The sequence below is a fragment of the Azohydromonas aeria genome (assembly GCF_009760915.1).
Lineage (GTDB): Bacteria > Pseudomonadota > Gammaproteobacteria > Burkholderiales > Burkholderiaceae_C > Azohydromonas > Azohydromonas aeria.
The window spans coordinates 104,135-119,545 of record NZ_VIDQ01000001.1 but is presented as its reverse complement, the minus strand read 5'-3'; the positions used below and the strand labels follow the sequence as shown (position 1 = coordinate 119,545).

Here is a 15,411-nt window from a genome sequence, read left to right as displayed (position 1 = left end):
GTGGACGGCCTGCGCCTGTCGTCGGGCAATCCGATCTGTAGGGGCCGCGCCACGGCGGCGCGGCGCGCGGCCGGGATGTGCCGAATAGTTCACGGCGGCCATGCCGCCGCGGCGGCTAGTCCTTGAGCCAGCCCACCTTGCCCTGCCCCAGCTCGTTGAGCCGGGCCACGAAGGCGCCGGCCTGGTCCTCGGGCCCGCTGAAGGCCAGCGTCACCACGCTGCCGTGGGCCACGTCGCCCAGCGTGAAGCCGGCGGCCTCGATCTCGCGGCGCAGCAGGCCTTCGAGCGCGTAGGGCACGCTGCAGCGCAGGGCCTGCAGCCGCCGCAGCGGCACCTTCTCGGCCTGCAGCAGCGCCTGCGCCACGCTGTCGGTGTAGGCACGCACCAGGCCGCCGGCACCCAGCTTCACGCCGCCGAAGTAGCGCACCACGGTGGCGAGCACGCCGTCGAGCTGCTGGCGGCGCAGCACCTCCAGCATCGGGCGCCCGGCGGTGCCGCCGGGCTCGCCGTCGTCCACCGCCGCCGACTGCCCGCCGGCCAGCAGCGCCCAGCACACGTGCGTGGCCGTGGGATGCTGCGCGCGCAGCCCGGCCACGCGCGCCAGCGCCGCGGCGCGGTCGGGCACGGGCTCGACGCAGCCGATGAAGCGGCTCTTCTGGATCAGCAACTCGCTGTGGCAGGCGGCGGCAAGGGTGACGGGCATGGGCGGGATTGTCGGCGTCCCGGCGGGGCCCCGGGCCGAGCCGGCCGACAATCACGCCCTGCCCCACGGAGTCTTCCCTTGAGCCGCGACCTCTTCACCGACCGCGACACCGCGCGCGCCCTTTTCGCCCACCTGCAGCAGCGCGCCCGGACGCTGGGCGTGGACCTGCCCCCGCCGCCCGAGGAGCCCACCACCTGCTGCGGCCGCGGCTGCAACGGCTGCGTCTGGGACGGCTTCTACGACGCCGCGGGCTACTGGTGGGAAGAGTCGCAGTGGCGGCTGGAGGACGCCGCGGCCTGAGCCGCAGCCCGGGCCCCGCGCGGCGCCCTATGCTGGCCGCCTCGCGACTTCCCGTTGAGGGCTCCACGATGCTGCGTTCCCTGCTCGGCGGCCTGGCCGCCGCCTCCCTGATCGCCCTGGGCACCCCGGCCCAGGCCGCCGCGCTGCAACTCAAGACGCAGGCACCCGGCTGGCACCGCATGATGCTGGGCGACTTCGAGATCACGGCGCTGTCCGACGGCACCCTGGCGCTGCCCATGGACCAGCTGCTGCACGGCCGCCCGCAGCACACCCGCGAGCGCTTCGCGCAGGCGCGCCTGGCGCTGCCGGCCGAAACCTCCTTCAATGGTTTCCTGGTCAACACCGGCACGAAGCTGGTGCTCATCGACGTCGGCGCGGCCGGCAACTTCGGCCCCACGCTGGGCAAGCTCATGGCCAACCTGCGCGCCGCGGGCTACCAGCCCGAGCAGGTGGACGAGGTCTACATCACCCACCTGCACCCGGACCACGTCGGCGGGCTCATGCTCGACGGCCAGCGCGCCTTCCCCAACGCCGTGGTGCGCGCCGGCCGCGCCGATGCCGAGTTCTGGCTCGATGCCGCCAACCAGGCCAAGGCGCCGCAGGAGATGAAGAGCTTCTTCGACGCCGCGCGCGCCGCGCTACAGCCCTACATCGACGCCGGCAAGTTCCAGCCCCTCGAAGGCGCGCCCGAAGTCGTGCCCGGCATCCAGGCCGTGCCGCTGCCGGGCCACACGCCCGGGCACTACGGCTTCCTGCTGCGCAGCCAGGGCCAGCAGCTGCTGGCCTGGGGCGACCTGATGCACGCCGCCCCGGTGCAGATGGCCGCCCCGGACACGACCATCCTGTTCGACGTCGAACCCAAGGCCGCCGCGCCGCAGCGGCGCAAGGTCATGGCCGACGCCGCGCGCCAGGGCACCTGGATCGCCGGCGCCCACCTCTCCTTCCCCGGGCTGGGACGGCTGCGCGCCGCGGGCAAGGGCTACGAGTGGCAGCCGATCAACTACAGCAGCCTGATCCCGCCGGCACCTGCGGCGGCAGCGGCTTCGGGGGCGAAGTAGCCCGGCGCGGACCGGCACGCAGCCTGCCCTGACTCCCGGCATCCCGCGTGGCCCGCAGCCCGGGCACGCGGCCCTCGTCTCCCGTGAGTCCGGCCCGGCGCCGGCCCTTTCGCCCATGCCCGAAGCCTTCATCGACGCCCTGCAATGGCCCGCCATGGCCGCCACCCTGATCGCCTCCTGGATGGTGGGCTCCCAGCGCAAGCGCAAGCGCAACTGGGGCTTCTGGCTCTTCATCGTGAGCAACCTGCTGTGGCTGGCCTGGGGCTGGCACACCCAGGCCTGGGCGCTGATGGTGCTGCAGCTGGGCCTGTTCGGGCTCAACCTGCGCGGGGCGCGCAAGAACGACCCGGACTGCGGCGACGCCGACGAGCAGCCGCAGTCCCCGCCCCGGGCCGCGGACACGCACCGCGGCGGCACGGGCCGGCGCCCCGGCGCGCAGCCCGCCGCGCCGAACCGCTGACCGGGCGCGCGCGGCGCCGGCGCGCAAGGCACTGCCCCTGCCGCTGTCTTGGCTGGCCCGCGCTGCACGGCGCTCCCAGACTGGGCGCCCGCCGCCGTCCGGGCGGCCCCGCACAGGAGCCTTGCAGTCATGACGAACTCCCCTCGCACCCGCCCGCCCGCGGCCGTGCCCGCACCGCTGCCGCTGTCCCGGCGCGGCTTCTTCCGCCGCGCCTGCGCCTGCTGCGGCGTGGCGGCTCTGCCCGCGCTGCCCACGCTGCCCGCCCGCGCCGCCGAGGGCCGGCGCACCAGCCTGACCGCGGCACAGGCGCTGGAGCGGCTCAAGCAGGGCAATGCCAACTTCCTGGCCGACCGGCTGCCGCCCGACCCGCCCGACCACGCCTCGCGCCGCCTGGAGCTCGCGCGCAGCCAGACGCCCTTCGCGGTGCTGGTGAGCTGCTCCGACAGCCGCGTGCCGCCGGAGCTGCTGTTCGGCGCCGGGCTGGGCGAGCTGTTCATCGTGCGCAACGCCGGCAACACCGTGGACACCGTGGCGCTGGGCAGCATCCAGTACGCCGTGCAGGTGCTGGGCGCGCCGCTGATCCTGGTGATGGGCCACGAGCGCTGCGGCGCGGTGGACGCCGCGGTGTCGGTGGTGCAGAAGAACGCCACCTTTCCCGGCAGCATCGGCCAGATGATCGAGCCCATCATCCCGGCCGTGCTCAAGGCGCGCAGCGCCGGCGGCAAGGACGACGAGCTGCTGGACCTGGCCGTGCGCGAGAACGTGCGCCGCACGGTGCTGCGGCTGCGCGAGTCGGAACCCTCCCTGATCGAGCCGCAGCGCGGCGGCCGGCTGCGCGTCGTGGGGGCGCGCTACGACCTCGACGATGGCAAAGTGGATTTCTTCGTCGAGTAGTGTCCCTCCATGCAGCCCTCCCCCGCGCCGGCCCCGGCACGCCGGCGCCGCCTCCACCGGCGCGGCGCGCGCGCCTTCGCGCTGCTGCTGGGCGCCGCCGCGCTGATGGTGCTGCTGCGCAGCCTGGTCTTCGTGGCCGTGGAATGGATGGCCTTCGACACGCCCGCGCCCGGCTCGCTGCGCCCCGACTCGCTGGGCGTGCCCTCGCAGCGGCTGCAGATCGCCAGCGCCGACCGGCGGCTGCAGGGCTCGTGGGTGCCGGTGGAGGATGCGCGCGCGCCGGCGCTGCTGATCTTCCACGGCGACGGCGAGGACATCTCGCGCTGGGCCGGCGTGCAGGCGCGGCTGCATGAGGCCGGCATCGCCTCGCTGGTGTTCGACTACACCGGCTACGGCGCCAGCACCGGCCGCCCGACGCTGGCGCGGCTGCGCCAGGACGCGCTCGCGGCCTGGGAGCGCTTCGTGGCATTGACGCCGCAGTCCGGCGCCCGCTTCGCGCTGGGCTTCTCGCTGGGCTCGGCGGTGCTGCTGGACGCGGCGCCGCAGCTGCAGCCACCGCCGCGGGGGCTGGTCATCGGCGGGGGCTTCGCCTCGGCGCGCGAGATGGCCGTGGTGACCGGGCTGGTGCCGCACTGGGCCGCCTGGGTGCTGCCGGACCTGTGGAACAACGAGCAGCGCATTGCCGAGGTGACGCTGCCGCTGCTGATCGTGCACGGCCGCGACGACGAGGTCGTCCCGTTCGACGACGCGCTGCGGCTGTGCCGCGCCGCGACCGCGCCGCGGCGCCTGCTGGCGCTGGATCGGCTGCCCCACGACGCGCCGCTGGAGCCGGCGCAGTCCGAACCCTTCTGGCAGGCGGTGGCGGACTGGCTGCACAGCGACGACCCGGTGCACGGCGGCTCCACCGCGCCGCGGGACGCGTGCCGGCCCTGAGCAGCCGGCGCGCCACGCTGCCCGCCCGCCCTCCTTACCCGCACACCCCCACGTAGCCGCAGGCGGTGCAGAAGTCGCAGCCGTCCTTGTGGATGACGGTGGCGTTGCCGCATTCCGGGCAGGGCTTGCCGGCCATGGGTGCGACCGTGGCGCCGCTGTCGGCACGCGTGGGCGCGGGCGTGGCCAGGATGCCCATCTCGCGCGTCGGCAGCCCCGACTCGTCGAGCAGCCCCAGCATGGCGTAGCGGTGGATGATCAATCGGGCGATGTAGGCCACCGTGCTGGGCCACACCTGCTGCCGGCGCTCGCCCGGCACCGGCGCCATGAAGTGGCCCAGCGGCTCGCCCACGTTGAGCAGCTTGCGCAGCTTCATGCCGATCCAGGCCGGGTCGAGCACCCGCATGTCCAGCGACAGCAGCCGCGCCAGGCCGTCGAGCGCGCGCGGGTAGTTGCCCGCGAAACCCACGGCGCAGGGCCGCGTCACCGCCCCGCCGTCCCCGTCGCGCGCCGCCAGCGTGACTTCCTTGAGCGTGAGCGTGAAGGACTCGCCGGTGGCGGGGTTGTCCACGTCCACGGCCCAGGCCAGCGTGCCGGAGGTGCCGGTGCGCGGCTCCTCGCGGCTGAACATGGCGTCGAGCACGGGCGTGGGGCCGGACTCGGCCGCCTCGCCCAGGGCGCCCAGCTGCTCGCAGCGCCAGCGGATCACGGCCGCGGTGGCGGCGACCACGCCGGGAAAGAGGCGCTTCTCGCCATGCGGCGGGAACGGCATCTCGAAGGCGCGCTCCTCCGCCACCGTGGCCAGCGCATCGAGCTTCAACTTGAGCCAGGCCGCGTCGTTGGCGCGCATGTCCATGGACAGCGTCTTGGCCAGGGCGGCGAGGCCGCGCGGCTGCTCCGCGCCGTTGACCCAGACCTCGAAGGGCAGCGTCTTGCCGAAGAGGCCCAGCCCCGGCCCTTCCGCGGGCAGCTCGCCCACGAACAGGGCGAACTCGCCGTGCGGGTGCTTGATCATGAAGCTCCACGACGGGTTGCCCGCGGGCAGCTCCGGGCGCCCCGGCCAGCGCAGCGAGGCCAGCACCGGCGCGGGCAGCCGCTCCAGGCGCAAGCGCTGGTTCATGCCCGCGTCGCCCAGCAGCGGCTCGGGCTTGGCGGCCGCCGGCGCGGCGACGCTCAGCACCGAGCCGAGCACGCTGTTGGGCCGGTAGGTGGCCAGGCCCTTCAGGCCCGACTTCCAAGCCGTCATGTACAGGCCCTGGAACTCCTCGTAGGGATAGTCGGCCGGGACGTTGACGGTCTTGCTGATGGCGGTGTCGATGTACGGCGCCACGGCCGCGACCATGGCGGCATGGCTCTCGGCGCTCATCTCCAGCGCGGTGACGAAGGCGCGCGGCAGCGGCGCTTCCGTGCCGTGCAGGTGGCGGAACAGGCGCCAGGCGTGGTCCTCGACCGCGTACTCCTTGAAGCCGCCGTCGGGCATGCGCTTCTTGCGCGTGTAGCTCCAGCTGAAGGGTGGCTCGATGCCGTTGCTGGCGTTGTCGGCAAAGGCCAGGCTGATGGTGCCGGTCGGGGCGATGGACAGCAGGTGCGAGTTGCGCAGGCCATGGGTGCGGATGCGCTCCTTCAATGCCGCGGGCAGGCGCGAGGCGAAGCTGCCCTTGCGCAGGTACAGGTCGGCATTGAAGAGGGGGAAGGCGCCGCGCTCGCGGGCCAGGTCCACCGAGGCGCCGTAGGCCGCGTCGCGCATCACCTCGCTGATGCGCCGCGCCATGGCCCGCGCGTCCTCCTCGTCGTAGCGCAGGTTCAGCATGGCCAGCGCGTCGCCCAGGCCCGTGAAGCCCAGGCCGACGCGGCGCTTGCTGGCCGCCTCCTGCGCCTGCTGCGGCAGCGGCCAGACGGTGACGTCGAGCACGTTGTCGAGCATGCGCGTGGCCACGGCGCACACCTCGGCAAAGGCGGCCTCGTCGAAACGCGCCCGCGGCGTGAACGGGTCGAGCACGAAGTTCGTCAGCGAGACGCTGCCGAGGCAGCAGCAGCCGTAGGAGGGCAAGGGCTGCTCAGCGCATTGCCCGCTGACCAGGCCGTTGAAGACGACGGTGTTGTGGTCGGGCTGCGTGGTGTCGAACACCGGCTGCCGGCCGATGGATTCGATGCGGGTGATGCGGGTGGTGAAGCGCTGTATCGCACCGGGCTCGCGGCCTTTCGACCAGGTTTGGTACTTCCTGTTCTGCTCCTCCAGCAGAAAGCCGATGTCACGCATGAACACGTCACGTGACTCTTCCTTCAGGCTCAGCACATGGGCCGCATTGCTACCCTGATCTGAAAGGATGGTGCTGAAAATGCCCTGGTTCGCCAGCAGCACTTGAATCTGCTGCAGATACGGGCGGTGCGCCGAAGCCAGCCGTATCGAACAGGTATCGGCACCGGCATCAACGGCTGCGCCCAACTGGAACTGCGCTCGCAAATAGCCGCGCACACAAGCTTCATTGCCACGCCAAATCTCTTCAGGGACTTGTGTTGCAGCCGGCTGCGAGAGCTTCACGCCGAAATCCTCATTGCCCTGCGTGCCGAACTGCCCCTTGCCCGCCTGCACCCACAGCTCATCGCCAAGATGCAGGTCCTGCAACTTGAGCTTGCCGCGCGCGGTGTAGAGCTCGTGCCATGCCGTGGCCTTGATCTCGTAGCCATCTTCAGTCTCGACGCGGAACACCTCGGCATCGCGCGCCGTCATGAAGGCCCGCACGGCGGGACGCACCTCAGTGCCGCGTGCCTGGCTCTCGGCGCCCAGCGCACGCCGGTCCACCGTCACCTGCAGCGGCACCTGCGCCGCGTGCAGCTCGCCGATGGGCACCAGGCCGTACTGCGTCGCCAGCCGCGTATCCGCCGTCACGCACGGATTCGTCGCCGCGATCGTCTCGCAGTACCCCAGGTTGTTGTCGGTGTTGATGCGGTCCAGGAACAGCACGCCGGGCTCGGCGTGGTCGTAGGTGCTGCGCATGATCTGGTCCCACAGCGCGCGCGCCGGGAGCTTGCGGTACACCCACTGCCCGTCGCCGCGGCGGTAGGCGCCGGCATCTTTCAGCTTCTCACCGGGCTCGGCGCGGTGCACCAGTTCCACCTCCTTGTCCTCGACCACGGCCTGCATGAAGGCATCGGTCACGCCCACGGAGATGTTGAAGTTCCTGAGGTCCCCTTCGTCCTTGGCGTGAATGAAGGCTTCGATGTCGGGGTGGTCGCAGCGCAGCACGCCCATCTGCGCGCCGCGGCGGCTGCCGGCGCTCTCCACCGTCTCGCAGCTGCGGTCGAAGACGCGCATGTAGCTCACCGGCCCGGAGGCGTTGCTGCGCGTGCTCGCCACCCACGCGCCCGACGGGCGGATGCGCGAGAAGTCGTAGCCCACGCCGCCGCCGCGGCGCATGGTCTCGGCCGCCTCGGTCAGGGCGGTGTAGATGCCCGGGAAACCATCCTCGGCCACGGCGATGGAGTCGCCCACCGGCTGCACGAAGCAGTTGATGAGCGTGGCGCTCAGGTCCGTGCCGGCGGCGGAGTTGATGCGCCCGGCCGGCACGAAGCCGCGGCGCTGCGCGTCGAGGAAGCGCTGCTCCCACTGCGCGCGCGCCTCCGGCGCCTCCACCGCGGCCAGGGCGCGCGCCACGCGGGCGCGCACCTCGTCCACGCTGCGCTCGCCGTCCTTGGCGTACTTCTCCAGCAGCACTTCGGCGCTGATGGGCTGCGCCGGCAAGTTGACGACCGTGGCCGGACCGAGGATGGATTCGCTCATCGCAACAACTCCCATGCGGGCCCGCGCCGCGGCGCGGGCCGGGTACCAGGTGGCGGGCAGTATCCCGGCTGGCACGCCCGTGTGGGCGGCAGCCGTCGTGCCCGTTGCGCAAGGCGCAACGGCGCCTTGCCATGACGGAAAAAGGGTCGGGAAGGCCCGGCCAGGCGGGCCTTCAGGCTCAGGACTTGGCCAGGAAGCCCGGGCGCAGCAGCGCCGCCGCGTCGAGCTGCAGCGGGCCCACGGCATCGAGCGTGTTCTTGAGCAGCAGCGCGTACTCGGTGTCGCCCTCGATCACCAGCGCGCGCTCGAAGAAGAGCCGGTCCGGGTCCTCCTGGCCGCGCAGCAGCCGCAGGTAGTCCGCGGCGCGGGCGCGGATGCGCACGCGCGGCTGCACGCCCGAAGGCGCCACCGCGAAGCCGCCGCCCGGGGCGATCCAGACCCGGCTGCGCAGCGCCAGGTCGCTGACCTCCACCTCCACCACCGCGCCGGCCAGCTCCTGGCGCTGCGACGCGTCCAGCCGCGGCCACAGCAGCCGCTGCAGTCCCAGCGCCAGCGCCAGGCTCGGCGGCTGCCACGGCAGCTTCGCCACCAGGCGGCGCAGCCCTTCGGGCATCGGCGGCAGTTTCACCAGCAGGTTCTCGACGTTCATGCTCTCGTCCACTCCAGGCCCGGACGGCCCATCGCATAGCCATTGACCAGGGCGCCCGGCAGCGCCAGCCCTTGCAGCGCGGCCAGCGCCTGCGCCGCGTCGGCGCCTTCGTTGAACACCGCCTCGTGCAGCCGCAGCACCTCCATGAAGCCTTCGGCGCAGGGCGACAGGCGCAGCCGGCGCACGCCCGCGGCGCGCAGCGCCCCAGGGCGGTCCAGCACGCACTGCAGCCCGGCCGACTGGGTCTGGATGCCGTTGAGCACCAGGAAGTCCTGCCCTTCGGTGGATTTCAGCAGCAGCCCGTCGGGGTCGGCCAGGCAGCGGAACTCGCACTCGTCCTTGGGCAGCTTCAGGTGCCGCGCCGTGAAGCAGCGCGCCGAGAAGGCCAGCGGCATGCGGCCGAAGGCAAACAGCTCGGTCTCGACCGCCTCGCCCTGCGGGGTCCGGACCGGATCGCCCGGCGGATTGATGCGCGCGATGGCGGCCAGGTCCAGCTCCACCGGCGGCACCCAGCGCACGGCGCCCAGCGCGGCGTGCTCCTGCAGCGCCTCGCGGCTGTAGACGTTGACGTGCGGCGACAAGCTGAAACGCCGGCCCTGCAGCCGGCGCAGCGCCGAGGCGTCGCCGGCCTCGACCAGGAAATCGTCCTGCGCGCAGCGCTCGCGCAGCGTGCGCAGCTCGGCCTCGCTCTCGACCAGCGCCTGCGTGCCGAGCACGACTTCCTTCCCGGCCTGGCGCAGCTCCTGCGCGAGCGAAAACCAGTCGGCGGCCTTGTACTCGCGCCGGCGCGAGCACACCACCTCGCCCAGCACCACGGCGTCCGCGGGCGAGTCGGCCACGTCGGCATAGAAGTTGGTGAGCGCCTGGCGCGTCCAGTGGTAGAGCACCGGGCCCACCACCAGCACCGTGCGCGGCGGTTGCTTGATGTTGTCGTTCGTCACGGCGCTCACCTCCAGGGCCGGCTGTAGGCGCCCAGCGTGTGCTGCTGGGCCTCGGCGTGGCGCGAGAGCGTCGCTTCCCAGGGCTCGGGGATCTCGAAGCGCTCGGGGTCGGACGCGCAGCGGTCGATGGCCTGGCGCCACACGCGCGTGACCTGCTCGACGTAGCTGGCGCTGCGCTGGCGGCCTTCGAGCTTGATGGCCGAGATGCCCAGCGCCATGAGCTGCGGCAGCAGCGCCATGCTGTTGAGGCTCACCGGCTCCTCGATGGCGTACTCGCGCCGCCCCTCCACGTCGAAGCGGCCCTTGCACAGCGTCGGGTAGCCGCGCGACTCGTGCGGCGCGTAGCGGTCGATCAAGACGCCGCCCAGCCGGGCATCGACGCCGCGCGGCGTCTCCTCCCAGCGCACGGCCGAGGCCGGCGAGCACACGCCGGCGTTGTTGGGCGACTGGCCCGTGACGTAGGACGACAGCGCGCAGCGCCCTTCCACCATCACGCACAGGCTGCCGAAGCCGAAGACCTCGATCTCGGCCGAGGTGTGGCGCGCCAGGTGCCCGACGTGGCTGAGCGTGAGCACGCGCGGCAGCACCGCGCGCTGGATGCCGTAGCGCTCGCGGTAGAACTCGATGGCCTCGTAGCTCGTGGCCGAGGCCTGCACGCTCAGGTGCAGGCGCAACTGCGGATGCGTCTTGCGGGCGTAGGCCAGCACCGCGGTGTCGGCGCAGATGAGCGCATCGGCGCCCATGTCCACGGCCGTGTCCACGGCGCGGAACCAGCGCGGCACGTCGCCGGCGCGGGCGAAGGTGTTGAGCGCCATCAGGACCTGGCGGCCGCGCGCGCGGGCGTAGCGCACGCCCTCGCGGGCCTGGGCCAGGTCGAAGTTGAGGCCGGCGAAGTTGCGCGCATTGGTCGCGTCCTTCAGGCCCATGTAGACGGCATCGGCGCCGGCGTCCACGGCCAGCTGCAGCGCGCGCAGCGAGCCGGCCGGGGCGACCAGCTCGGGTTTTCTTGTGGGAGGCAGGGAAGACATCCGGATCGGGTCAGGCAACGGTGCGGGGATTGTCTGGAGGGGTGGCAGCGAGGGACTGATGCAGGTCAGGGAGCGCTCGATGGGCTGATCCATCTGCAAGGGCCGCCATGCTCGGCCGGGGCGCGGCGCGTGTCCTTGAACCAGGGCAAGGACAGCTGCGCACGTGGCGCCGTCCCCGCGGTGAGCCTGCCGGGCGCAGTGTCATGTACCGGGCATGCCGCTGACGGCAAGGATCGGATCAGATCGAGCCTTGCGCTTGCAGCCGTGCCACGGCTTCACTGGCCGTGACGATGGGAATGCCTTGAAAACTTCCCATGGGCAGCAGGTCCCGCTTGTCGCCGGAAGCGATGAGGTCCACCCGCCCGGCCACGGCTGCGGCGATGACGTGGTCGTCGTCAGGGTCCGTCACCACCACACGGGGCACGGACGAAGGCACGACGATGAGCGCGATGCGGCGCATGTCATCGACAACACCCTGCGGTGTCAGGCACGCCTGATGGAAACGGGCAGCAAACTTGTCTCTCGACAGCACGTCGAACAACTCGGCCAGCAGCACATCGCTGGTGCAAAGCTGCAACTTGCCGGCTCTCGCAGCATCGATCAAGCGCCGTGGCGGTCCGCTTGAGATGACGCCGGAAACCAGCAGGTTCGTATCAAGGACGACTCGCACGCGTCAGGCGCCCTGGCCGGTCCGCTTCTCCTGGCGCAAGGCCTGGATCTCGGCCTCGATGTCGTCTTCGTCCAGCGGCGGACAACTCAACGCGTCCAGCCGCGCCAGGCCCTCGCCGAGCCGCTGCGCAGCGGCAGCGCGCTCCTCGCGCGCGGCCAGGAACTCCACGAAGTCCAGCACTTCGGCCACACGGTCGGGCGGCAGGCTTTTCAGCCGCTCGATCAGCTGCATTTCGATGGCAGTCATGGCATCGCCTTTCCAGACCGGATTCGGGCCGCACTTTCGTCCCATGAAATTAAACCACCCGTCAAGCCTTGTGATGGCTTGACGGCTGTTCCGGGCGCCTTCCTGCCCTGACACAAATTGCATCCGGCGCGCAGTTCGCCTGGCCCTCCCCGCTCCCCGGGCTTTCCCCTCGGCACACGCCTTGCCGACGCCGGGCTTGACCTTTCAGACCTCAACAGGAGATGCCCGTGGGTTTCAACAACGCCCCCGGCCTGGGCGCGCCTTCGCGCCCGGCCGCTGCCAACGGCGGATTCGACGTGCTCGTGGTCGGTGCCGGCTTTGCCGGCAGCGTGCTGGCCGAGCGCCTGGCCAGCCAGCTGAACCTGCGCGTGCTCATCTGCGACAAGCGCCCACACATCGGCGGCAACGCCCACGACCGCTACGACGACGCCGGCTTGCTCATCCATCCCTACGGGCCGCACATCTTCCACACCAACTCCGCCGACGTCTTCGACTACCTGTCGCAGTTCACCGAGTGGCGCCCCTACCAGCACCGCGTGCTGGCCAGCGTGGACGGGCAGCTGCTGCCCATGCCCATCAACCTCGACACCGTCAACCGCCTCTACGGCATGAACCTCACGGCGCTGGAGATGGAGGGCTTCCTGGCCTCGCAGGCCGAGCAGATCGAGCAGGTCAAGACCTCCGAGGACATGGTCGTCAGCAAGGTCGGGCGCGACTTGTTCAACAAGTTCTTCCGCAACTACACGCGCAAGCAGTGGGGGCTGGAGCCCGCCGAGCTCGACGCCAGCGTCACCGCGCGCGTGCCCACGCGCTGCAACCGCGACGACCGCTACTTCACCGACACCTTCCAGGCCATGCCGCGCCACGGCTACACGCGCATGTTCGAGCGCATGCTGGCGCACCCGAACATCAAGGTCATGCTCAACACCGACTACCGCGAGATCGAGCATCTCGTGCCGTGGCGGCACATGGTCTACACCGGCCCGGTCGATGCCTACTTCAACTACCGCCACGGCCGCCTGCCCTACCGCAGCCTGCGCTTCGAGCACGTGACGCTGCCGCAGGAGCAGTACCAGGCCGTGGGCACGGTGAACTATCCCAACGACTACGCCTACACCCGCATCACCGAGTTCAAGCACCTCACCGGCCAGGCGCATGCGCAGACCTCGCTGGTGTACGAGTTTCCCTGTGACGAGGGCGACCCGTACTACCCGGTGCCGCGGCCGCAGAACGCCGAGATCTACCGCCTCTACCAGGCCGACACCGAGCAGATGCCCAACGTGAGCTTCGTGGGCCGGCTGGCGACCTACAAGTACTACAACATGGACCAGGTCGTGGCCCAGGCGCTGGCCACCTTCAAGAAGCTCAAGGCCGGGCTCGGCGCCGCGCAGGCGCTGCACACGCCGGGGCTGCACGACGCGGCCACGGCCGCGGTCACGCCGCTGTCGGAGGCGCCGGCCAATGGCGCCGCGCTGCTGCCGGCACGCACCCGGCGCGACGGTCCCGCCGCCAACCCGGCGCTCAACGGCGCCGCCACGCCGCAATGACCGCGGCGACGCCGGGCCCGGGCCCGGGGCTGGAGCTGTGGGCCGCGCCCGAGGCGACCGTCAACCGCATCGGCGACCGCTACATCGATCAGCTCGAGTGCAGCGGCTTCGCCCGCCGCCTCGACGACCTGGACCGGCTCGCCTCGCTCGGCGCCACGCGCACGCGCTTCCCCATCCTGTGGGAGCGCACCGAGCAGGACGGCGGCGGCCTGGACTTCGCCTGGGCCGACGAGCGCATGGCGCGGCTGCGCGAGATCGGGCTCGACCCCATCGTCGGGCTGCTGCACCACGGCAGCGGGCCGCGCCACACCAGCCTCATCGACCCGGCGTTCCCGGCCCGGCTCGGCGCCTACGCCCGCGCCGTGGCCGAGCGCTACCCGTGGGTGACGGCCTGGACGCCGGTCAACGAGCCGGTCACCACGGCGCGCTTCTCCGGGCTCTACGGCGTCTGGTACCCGCACCGGGCCGACGGCCACAGCTTCGTGCGCGCGCTCATGAACCAGGTGCTGGGCACGGCCGCGGCGATGCGCGAGATCCGCGCCGTGCAGCCCGCAGCACGGCTGGTGCAGACCGAGGACATCGGCTTCATCCACTCCACGCCGCCGCTGCAGTACCAGGCGCGCCACGACAACGCCCGGCGCTGGCTGGCGCTGGACCTGCTGGCCGGGCGCGTGGACGAGAAGCACCCGATGCGCGGCTACCTGCTCGACCACGGCGCGACGCCCGAAGAGCTTGACGGCCTGCGGGCCGCGCCGGAGAGCGGCATGCTCATCGGCGTCAACTGCTACATCACCAGCGAGCGCTTCCTGGACCACCGCCTGGAGCGCTATCCCGAGCACCTGCACGGCGGCAACGGCCGCGACCGCTACGTGGACACCGAGGCCGTGCGCGTGCTGGGCGCGCACGTGGGCGGCTTCGAGGCGCGGCTGCGCGAGGTGGCGGCGCGCTATCCCGCGCACGAGCTGGCGATCACGGAAGTGCACATGGGCTGCACCCGCGAGGAGCAGATGCGCTGGTTCCTGGAAACCTGGGACGCGGCACAGGCGCTGCGCGGCCAGGGCGTGAAGCTGCGCGCGCTCACGCTGTGGGCGGCCTTCGGCACCTTCGACTGGGACAGCCTGCTCACGCGCCCACGCGGCAACTACGAGAGCGGCGCCTGGGACGTGCGCGGCCCCGCGCCGCGCGAGACCGCGCTGGCCGGCCTGGTGCGCGACCTGGCCGCCGGGCGCGAGCCCGCGCACCCGGTGCTGCAAGGCCCGGGCTGGTGGCGGCGCCAGGAGCGCCACGTCTACGTGCCGCACGGCGAGGTGCAGTCGCAGGGCTGCGGCGGCCGGCCGCTGCTGATCGTGGGCGCGCGCGGCACGCTGGGCCAGGCCTTCGGGCGGCTGTGCCGCGAGCGCGGCCTGCCCTACCGGCTGCTGCGCCGCGACGAGCTCGACATCACCCGCGGCGCCGACGTGCGCGCGCTGCTGCAGGCGAGCCAGGCCTGGGCCGTCATCAATGCCGCGGGCTACGTGCGCGTGGACGACGCCGAGACCGACCCGCGCCAGTGGCACGACAACGCGCTGGGGCCGATGACGCTGGCGCGCGCCTGCGCGCAGGCCGGGGTGCCGTCGCTGACCTTCTCCAGCGACCTGGTCTTCGACGGGCGCCAGCAGCGCCCCTACCGCGAGAGCGACCCGGTCAACCCGCTCAATGCCTACGGCCAGGCCAAGGCGCGCGCGGAGCGGGCGCTGACGCGGCTGCCGCGGGCGCTGGTGGTGCGCACCAGCGCCTTCTTCGGGCCCTGGGACCGCTACAACTTCCTGCACCAGGGGCTGGAGCGGCTGTCGCGGGGCGAGTGCTGGACCGCGCCGCACGACCAGGTGGTGTCGCCCACCTACGTGCCCGACCTGGTGCACGCCTGCCTGGACCTGCTCATCGACGCCCAGTCCGGGCTGTGGCACGTGGCCAACCGCGGCTCGATGAGCTGGTACGACTTCGCCTGCGCCGCGGCCGAGGCGGCCGGGCAGTCGCGGCAGCTGGTGCAGGGGGTGAGCACCGACACGCTGGGACTGCGCGCCGCGCGCCCCGCCTACAGCGCCCTGGGCAGCGAGCGCGGCGAGTTCACGCCGCGGCTGGAGGACGCGCTGCAGCGCTACCTGGCCGAGGCGCCGCGCCGGCTCGAAGAGGCGGCGCCGGCGGCGGTGTTCGGGGGGTGAAGG

14 protein-coding genes are annotated in these 15,411 nt (G+C 72.3%); 7 read left to right on the top strand and 7 right to left on the bottom strand.

The genetic code is table 11. The features are described from left to right. Positions 1 to 115 precede the first annotated feature (115 nt). Complete coding sequence (locus FJ694_RS00585; protein ID WP_157263478.1) at positions 116 to 703, bottom strand: IMPACT family protein; 588 nt, start codon at positions 701 to 703, stop codon at positions 116 to 118. Positions 704 to 781: 78 nt separating this feature from the next. On the opposite strand from FJ694_RS00585, the gene FJ694_RS00580 reads away from it, so the two are divergent. From FJ694_RS00580 to FJ694_RS00560, 5 genes are all read left to right on the top strand, one after another. Beyond that, a complete protein-coding gene (locus tag FJ694_RS00580) occupies positions 782 to 1,003 on the top strand; it encodes an oxidoreductase-like domain-containing protein (protein WP_157263477.1) in 222 nt (73 codons plus the stop codon). Positions 1,004 to 1,071: 68 nt separating this feature from the next. Then, on the top strand, positions 1,072 to 2,061 hold the full coding sequence (locus tag FJ694_RS00575) for an MBL fold metallo-hydrolase (RefSeq protein ID WP_157263476.1): 990 nt from the start codon (positions 1,072 to 1,074) through the stop codon (positions 2,059 to 2,061). A gap of 115 nt (positions 2,062 to 2,176) precedes the next feature. Continuing rightward, on the top strand, positions 2,177 to 2,521 hold the full coding sequence (locus tag FJ694_RS00570) for a hypothetical protein (RefSeq protein WP_232539826.1): 345 nt from the start codon (positions 2,177 to 2,179) through the stop codon (positions 2,519 to 2,521). Between the two features lie 129 nt (positions 2,522 to 2,650). After that, a complete protein-coding gene (locus FJ694_RS00565; RefSeq protein WP_157263475.1) occupies positions 2,651 to 3,415 on the top strand; it encodes a carbonic anhydrase in 765 nt (254 codons plus the stop codon). A gap of 9 nt (positions 3,416 to 3,424) precedes the next feature. Beyond that, positions 3,425 to 4,348, top strand: a complete 924-nt coding sequence (locus FJ694_RS00560; protein ID WP_157263474.1) for an alpha/beta hydrolase — start codon at positions 3,425 to 3,427, stop codon at positions 4,346 to 4,348. A gap of 34 nt (positions 4,349 to 4,382) precedes the next feature. Here FJ694_RS00560 and FJ694_RS00555 read toward each other — a convergent pair whose 3' ends face one another. The 6 genes from FJ694_RS00555 to FJ694_RS00530 form a co-directional block, all read right to left on the bottom strand. After that, complete coding sequence (locus FJ694_RS00555) at positions 4,383 to 8,126, bottom strand: ribonucleotide reductase barrel domain-containing protein (RefSeq protein ID WP_157263473.1); 3,744 nt, start codon at positions 8,124 to 8,126, stop codon at positions 4,383 to 4,385. A gap of 178 nt (positions 8,127 to 8,304) precedes the next feature. Beyond that, complete coding sequence (gene ubiT, locus FJ694_RS36980; protein ID WP_157263472.1) at positions 8,305 to 8,775, bottom strand: ubiquinone anaerobic biosynthesis accessory factor UbiT; 471 nt, start codon at positions 8,773 to 8,775, stop codon at positions 8,305 to 8,307. Continuing rightward, complete coding sequence (locus FJ694_RS00545; RefSeq protein ID WP_232539825.1) at positions 8,772 to 9,716, bottom strand: U32 family peptidase; 945 nt, start codon at positions 9,714 to 9,716, stop codon at positions 8,772 to 8,774. The genes ubiT and FJ694_RS00545 overlap by 4 nt, the downstream gene beginning before the upstream one ends. A gap of 5 nt (positions 9,717 to 9,721) precedes the next feature. Continuing rightward, positions 9,722 to 10,744, bottom strand: a complete 1,023-nt coding sequence (gene ubiU, locus FJ694_RS00540; RefSeq protein ID WP_157263471.1) for a ubiquinone anaerobic biosynthesis protein UbiU — start codon at positions 10,742 to 10,744, stop codon at positions 9,722 to 9,724. Positions 10,745 to 10,982: 238 nt separating this feature from the next. Further along, positions 10,983 to 11,414, bottom strand: a complete 432-nt coding sequence (locus FJ694_RS00535) for a putative toxin-antitoxin system toxin component, PIN family (RefSeq protein ID WP_157263470.1) — start codon at positions 11,412 to 11,414, stop codon at positions 10,983 to 10,985. A 3-nt stretch (positions 11,415 to 11,417) separates the two neighbouring features. Beyond that, the gene (locus FJ694_RS00530; RefSeq protein WP_157263469.1) at positions 11,418 to 11,660 is read right to left on the bottom strand and encodes a DUF2281 domain-containing protein; all 243 of its coding nucleotides are present in this window, start codon (positions 11,658 to 11,660) and stop codon (positions 11,418 to 11,420) included. A gap of 227 nt (positions 11,661 to 11,887) precedes the next feature. Between FJ694_RS00530 and glf the strand changes: the two genes are divergently transcribed. Together glf and FJ694_RS00520 are read left to right on the top strand one after the other, a co-directional pair. Further along, the gene (gene glf / locus FJ694_RS00525; protein ID WP_310735021.1) at positions 11,888 to 13,207 is read left to right on the top strand and encodes a UDP-galactopyranose mutase; all 1,320 of its coding nucleotides are present in this window, start codon (positions 11,888 to 11,890) and stop codon (positions 13,205 to 13,207) included. After that, a complete protein-coding gene (locus FJ694_RS00520) occupies positions 13,204 to 15,408 on the top strand; it encodes an SDR family oxidoreductase (protein WP_157263467.1) in 2,205 nt (734 codons plus the stop codon). The genes glf and FJ694_RS00520 overlap by 4 nt, the downstream gene beginning before the upstream one ends. The last annotated feature ends 3 nt before the right edge of the window (positions 15,409 to 15,411 follow it).

Excerpts from the sequence above, each read along its gene's own strand:
- FJ694_RS00585 (WP_157263478.1), bottom strand. The coding sequence starts at position 703 with ATGCCCGTCACCCTTGCCGCCGCCTGCCACAGCGAGTTGCTGATCCAG.
- FJ694_RS00575 (WP_157263476.1), top strand. The coding sequence starts at position 1,072 with ATGCTGCGTTCCCTGCTCGGCGGCCTGGCCGCCGCCTCCCTGATCGCC.
- FJ694_RS00570 (WP_232539826.1), top strand. The coding sequence starts at position 2,177 with ATGCCCGAAGCCTTCATCGACGCCCTGCAATGGCCCGCCATGGCCGCC.
- FJ694_RS00565 (WP_157263475.1), top strand. The coding sequence starts at position 2,651 with ATGACGAACTCCCCTCGCACCCGCCCGCCCGCGGCCGTGCCCGCACCG.
- FJ694_RS00560 (WP_157263474.1), top strand. The coding sequence starts at position 3,425 with ATGCAGCCCTCCCCCGCGCCGGCCCCGGCACGCCGGCGCCGCCTCCAC.
- FJ694_RS00555 (WP_157263473.1), bottom strand. The coding sequence starts at position 8,126 with ATGAGCGAATCCATCCTCGGTCCGGCCACGGTCGTCAACTTGCCGGCG.
- ubiT (WP_157263472.1), bottom strand. The coding sequence starts at position 8,775 with ATGAACGTCGAGAACCTGCTGGTGAAACTGCCGCCGATGCCCGAAGGG.
- ubiU (WP_157263471.1), bottom strand. The coding sequence starts at position 10,744 with ATGTCTTCCCTGCCTCCCACAAGAAAACCCGAGCTGGTCGCCCCGGCC.
- FJ694_RS00530 (WP_157263469.1), bottom strand. The coding sequence starts at position 11,660 with ATGACTGCCATCGAAATGCAGCTGATCGAGCGGCTGAAAAGCCTGCCG.
- FJ694_RS00520 (WP_157263467.1), top strand. The coding sequence starts at position 13,204 with ATGACCGCGGCGACGCCGGGCCCGGGCCCGGGGCTGGAGCTGTGGGCC.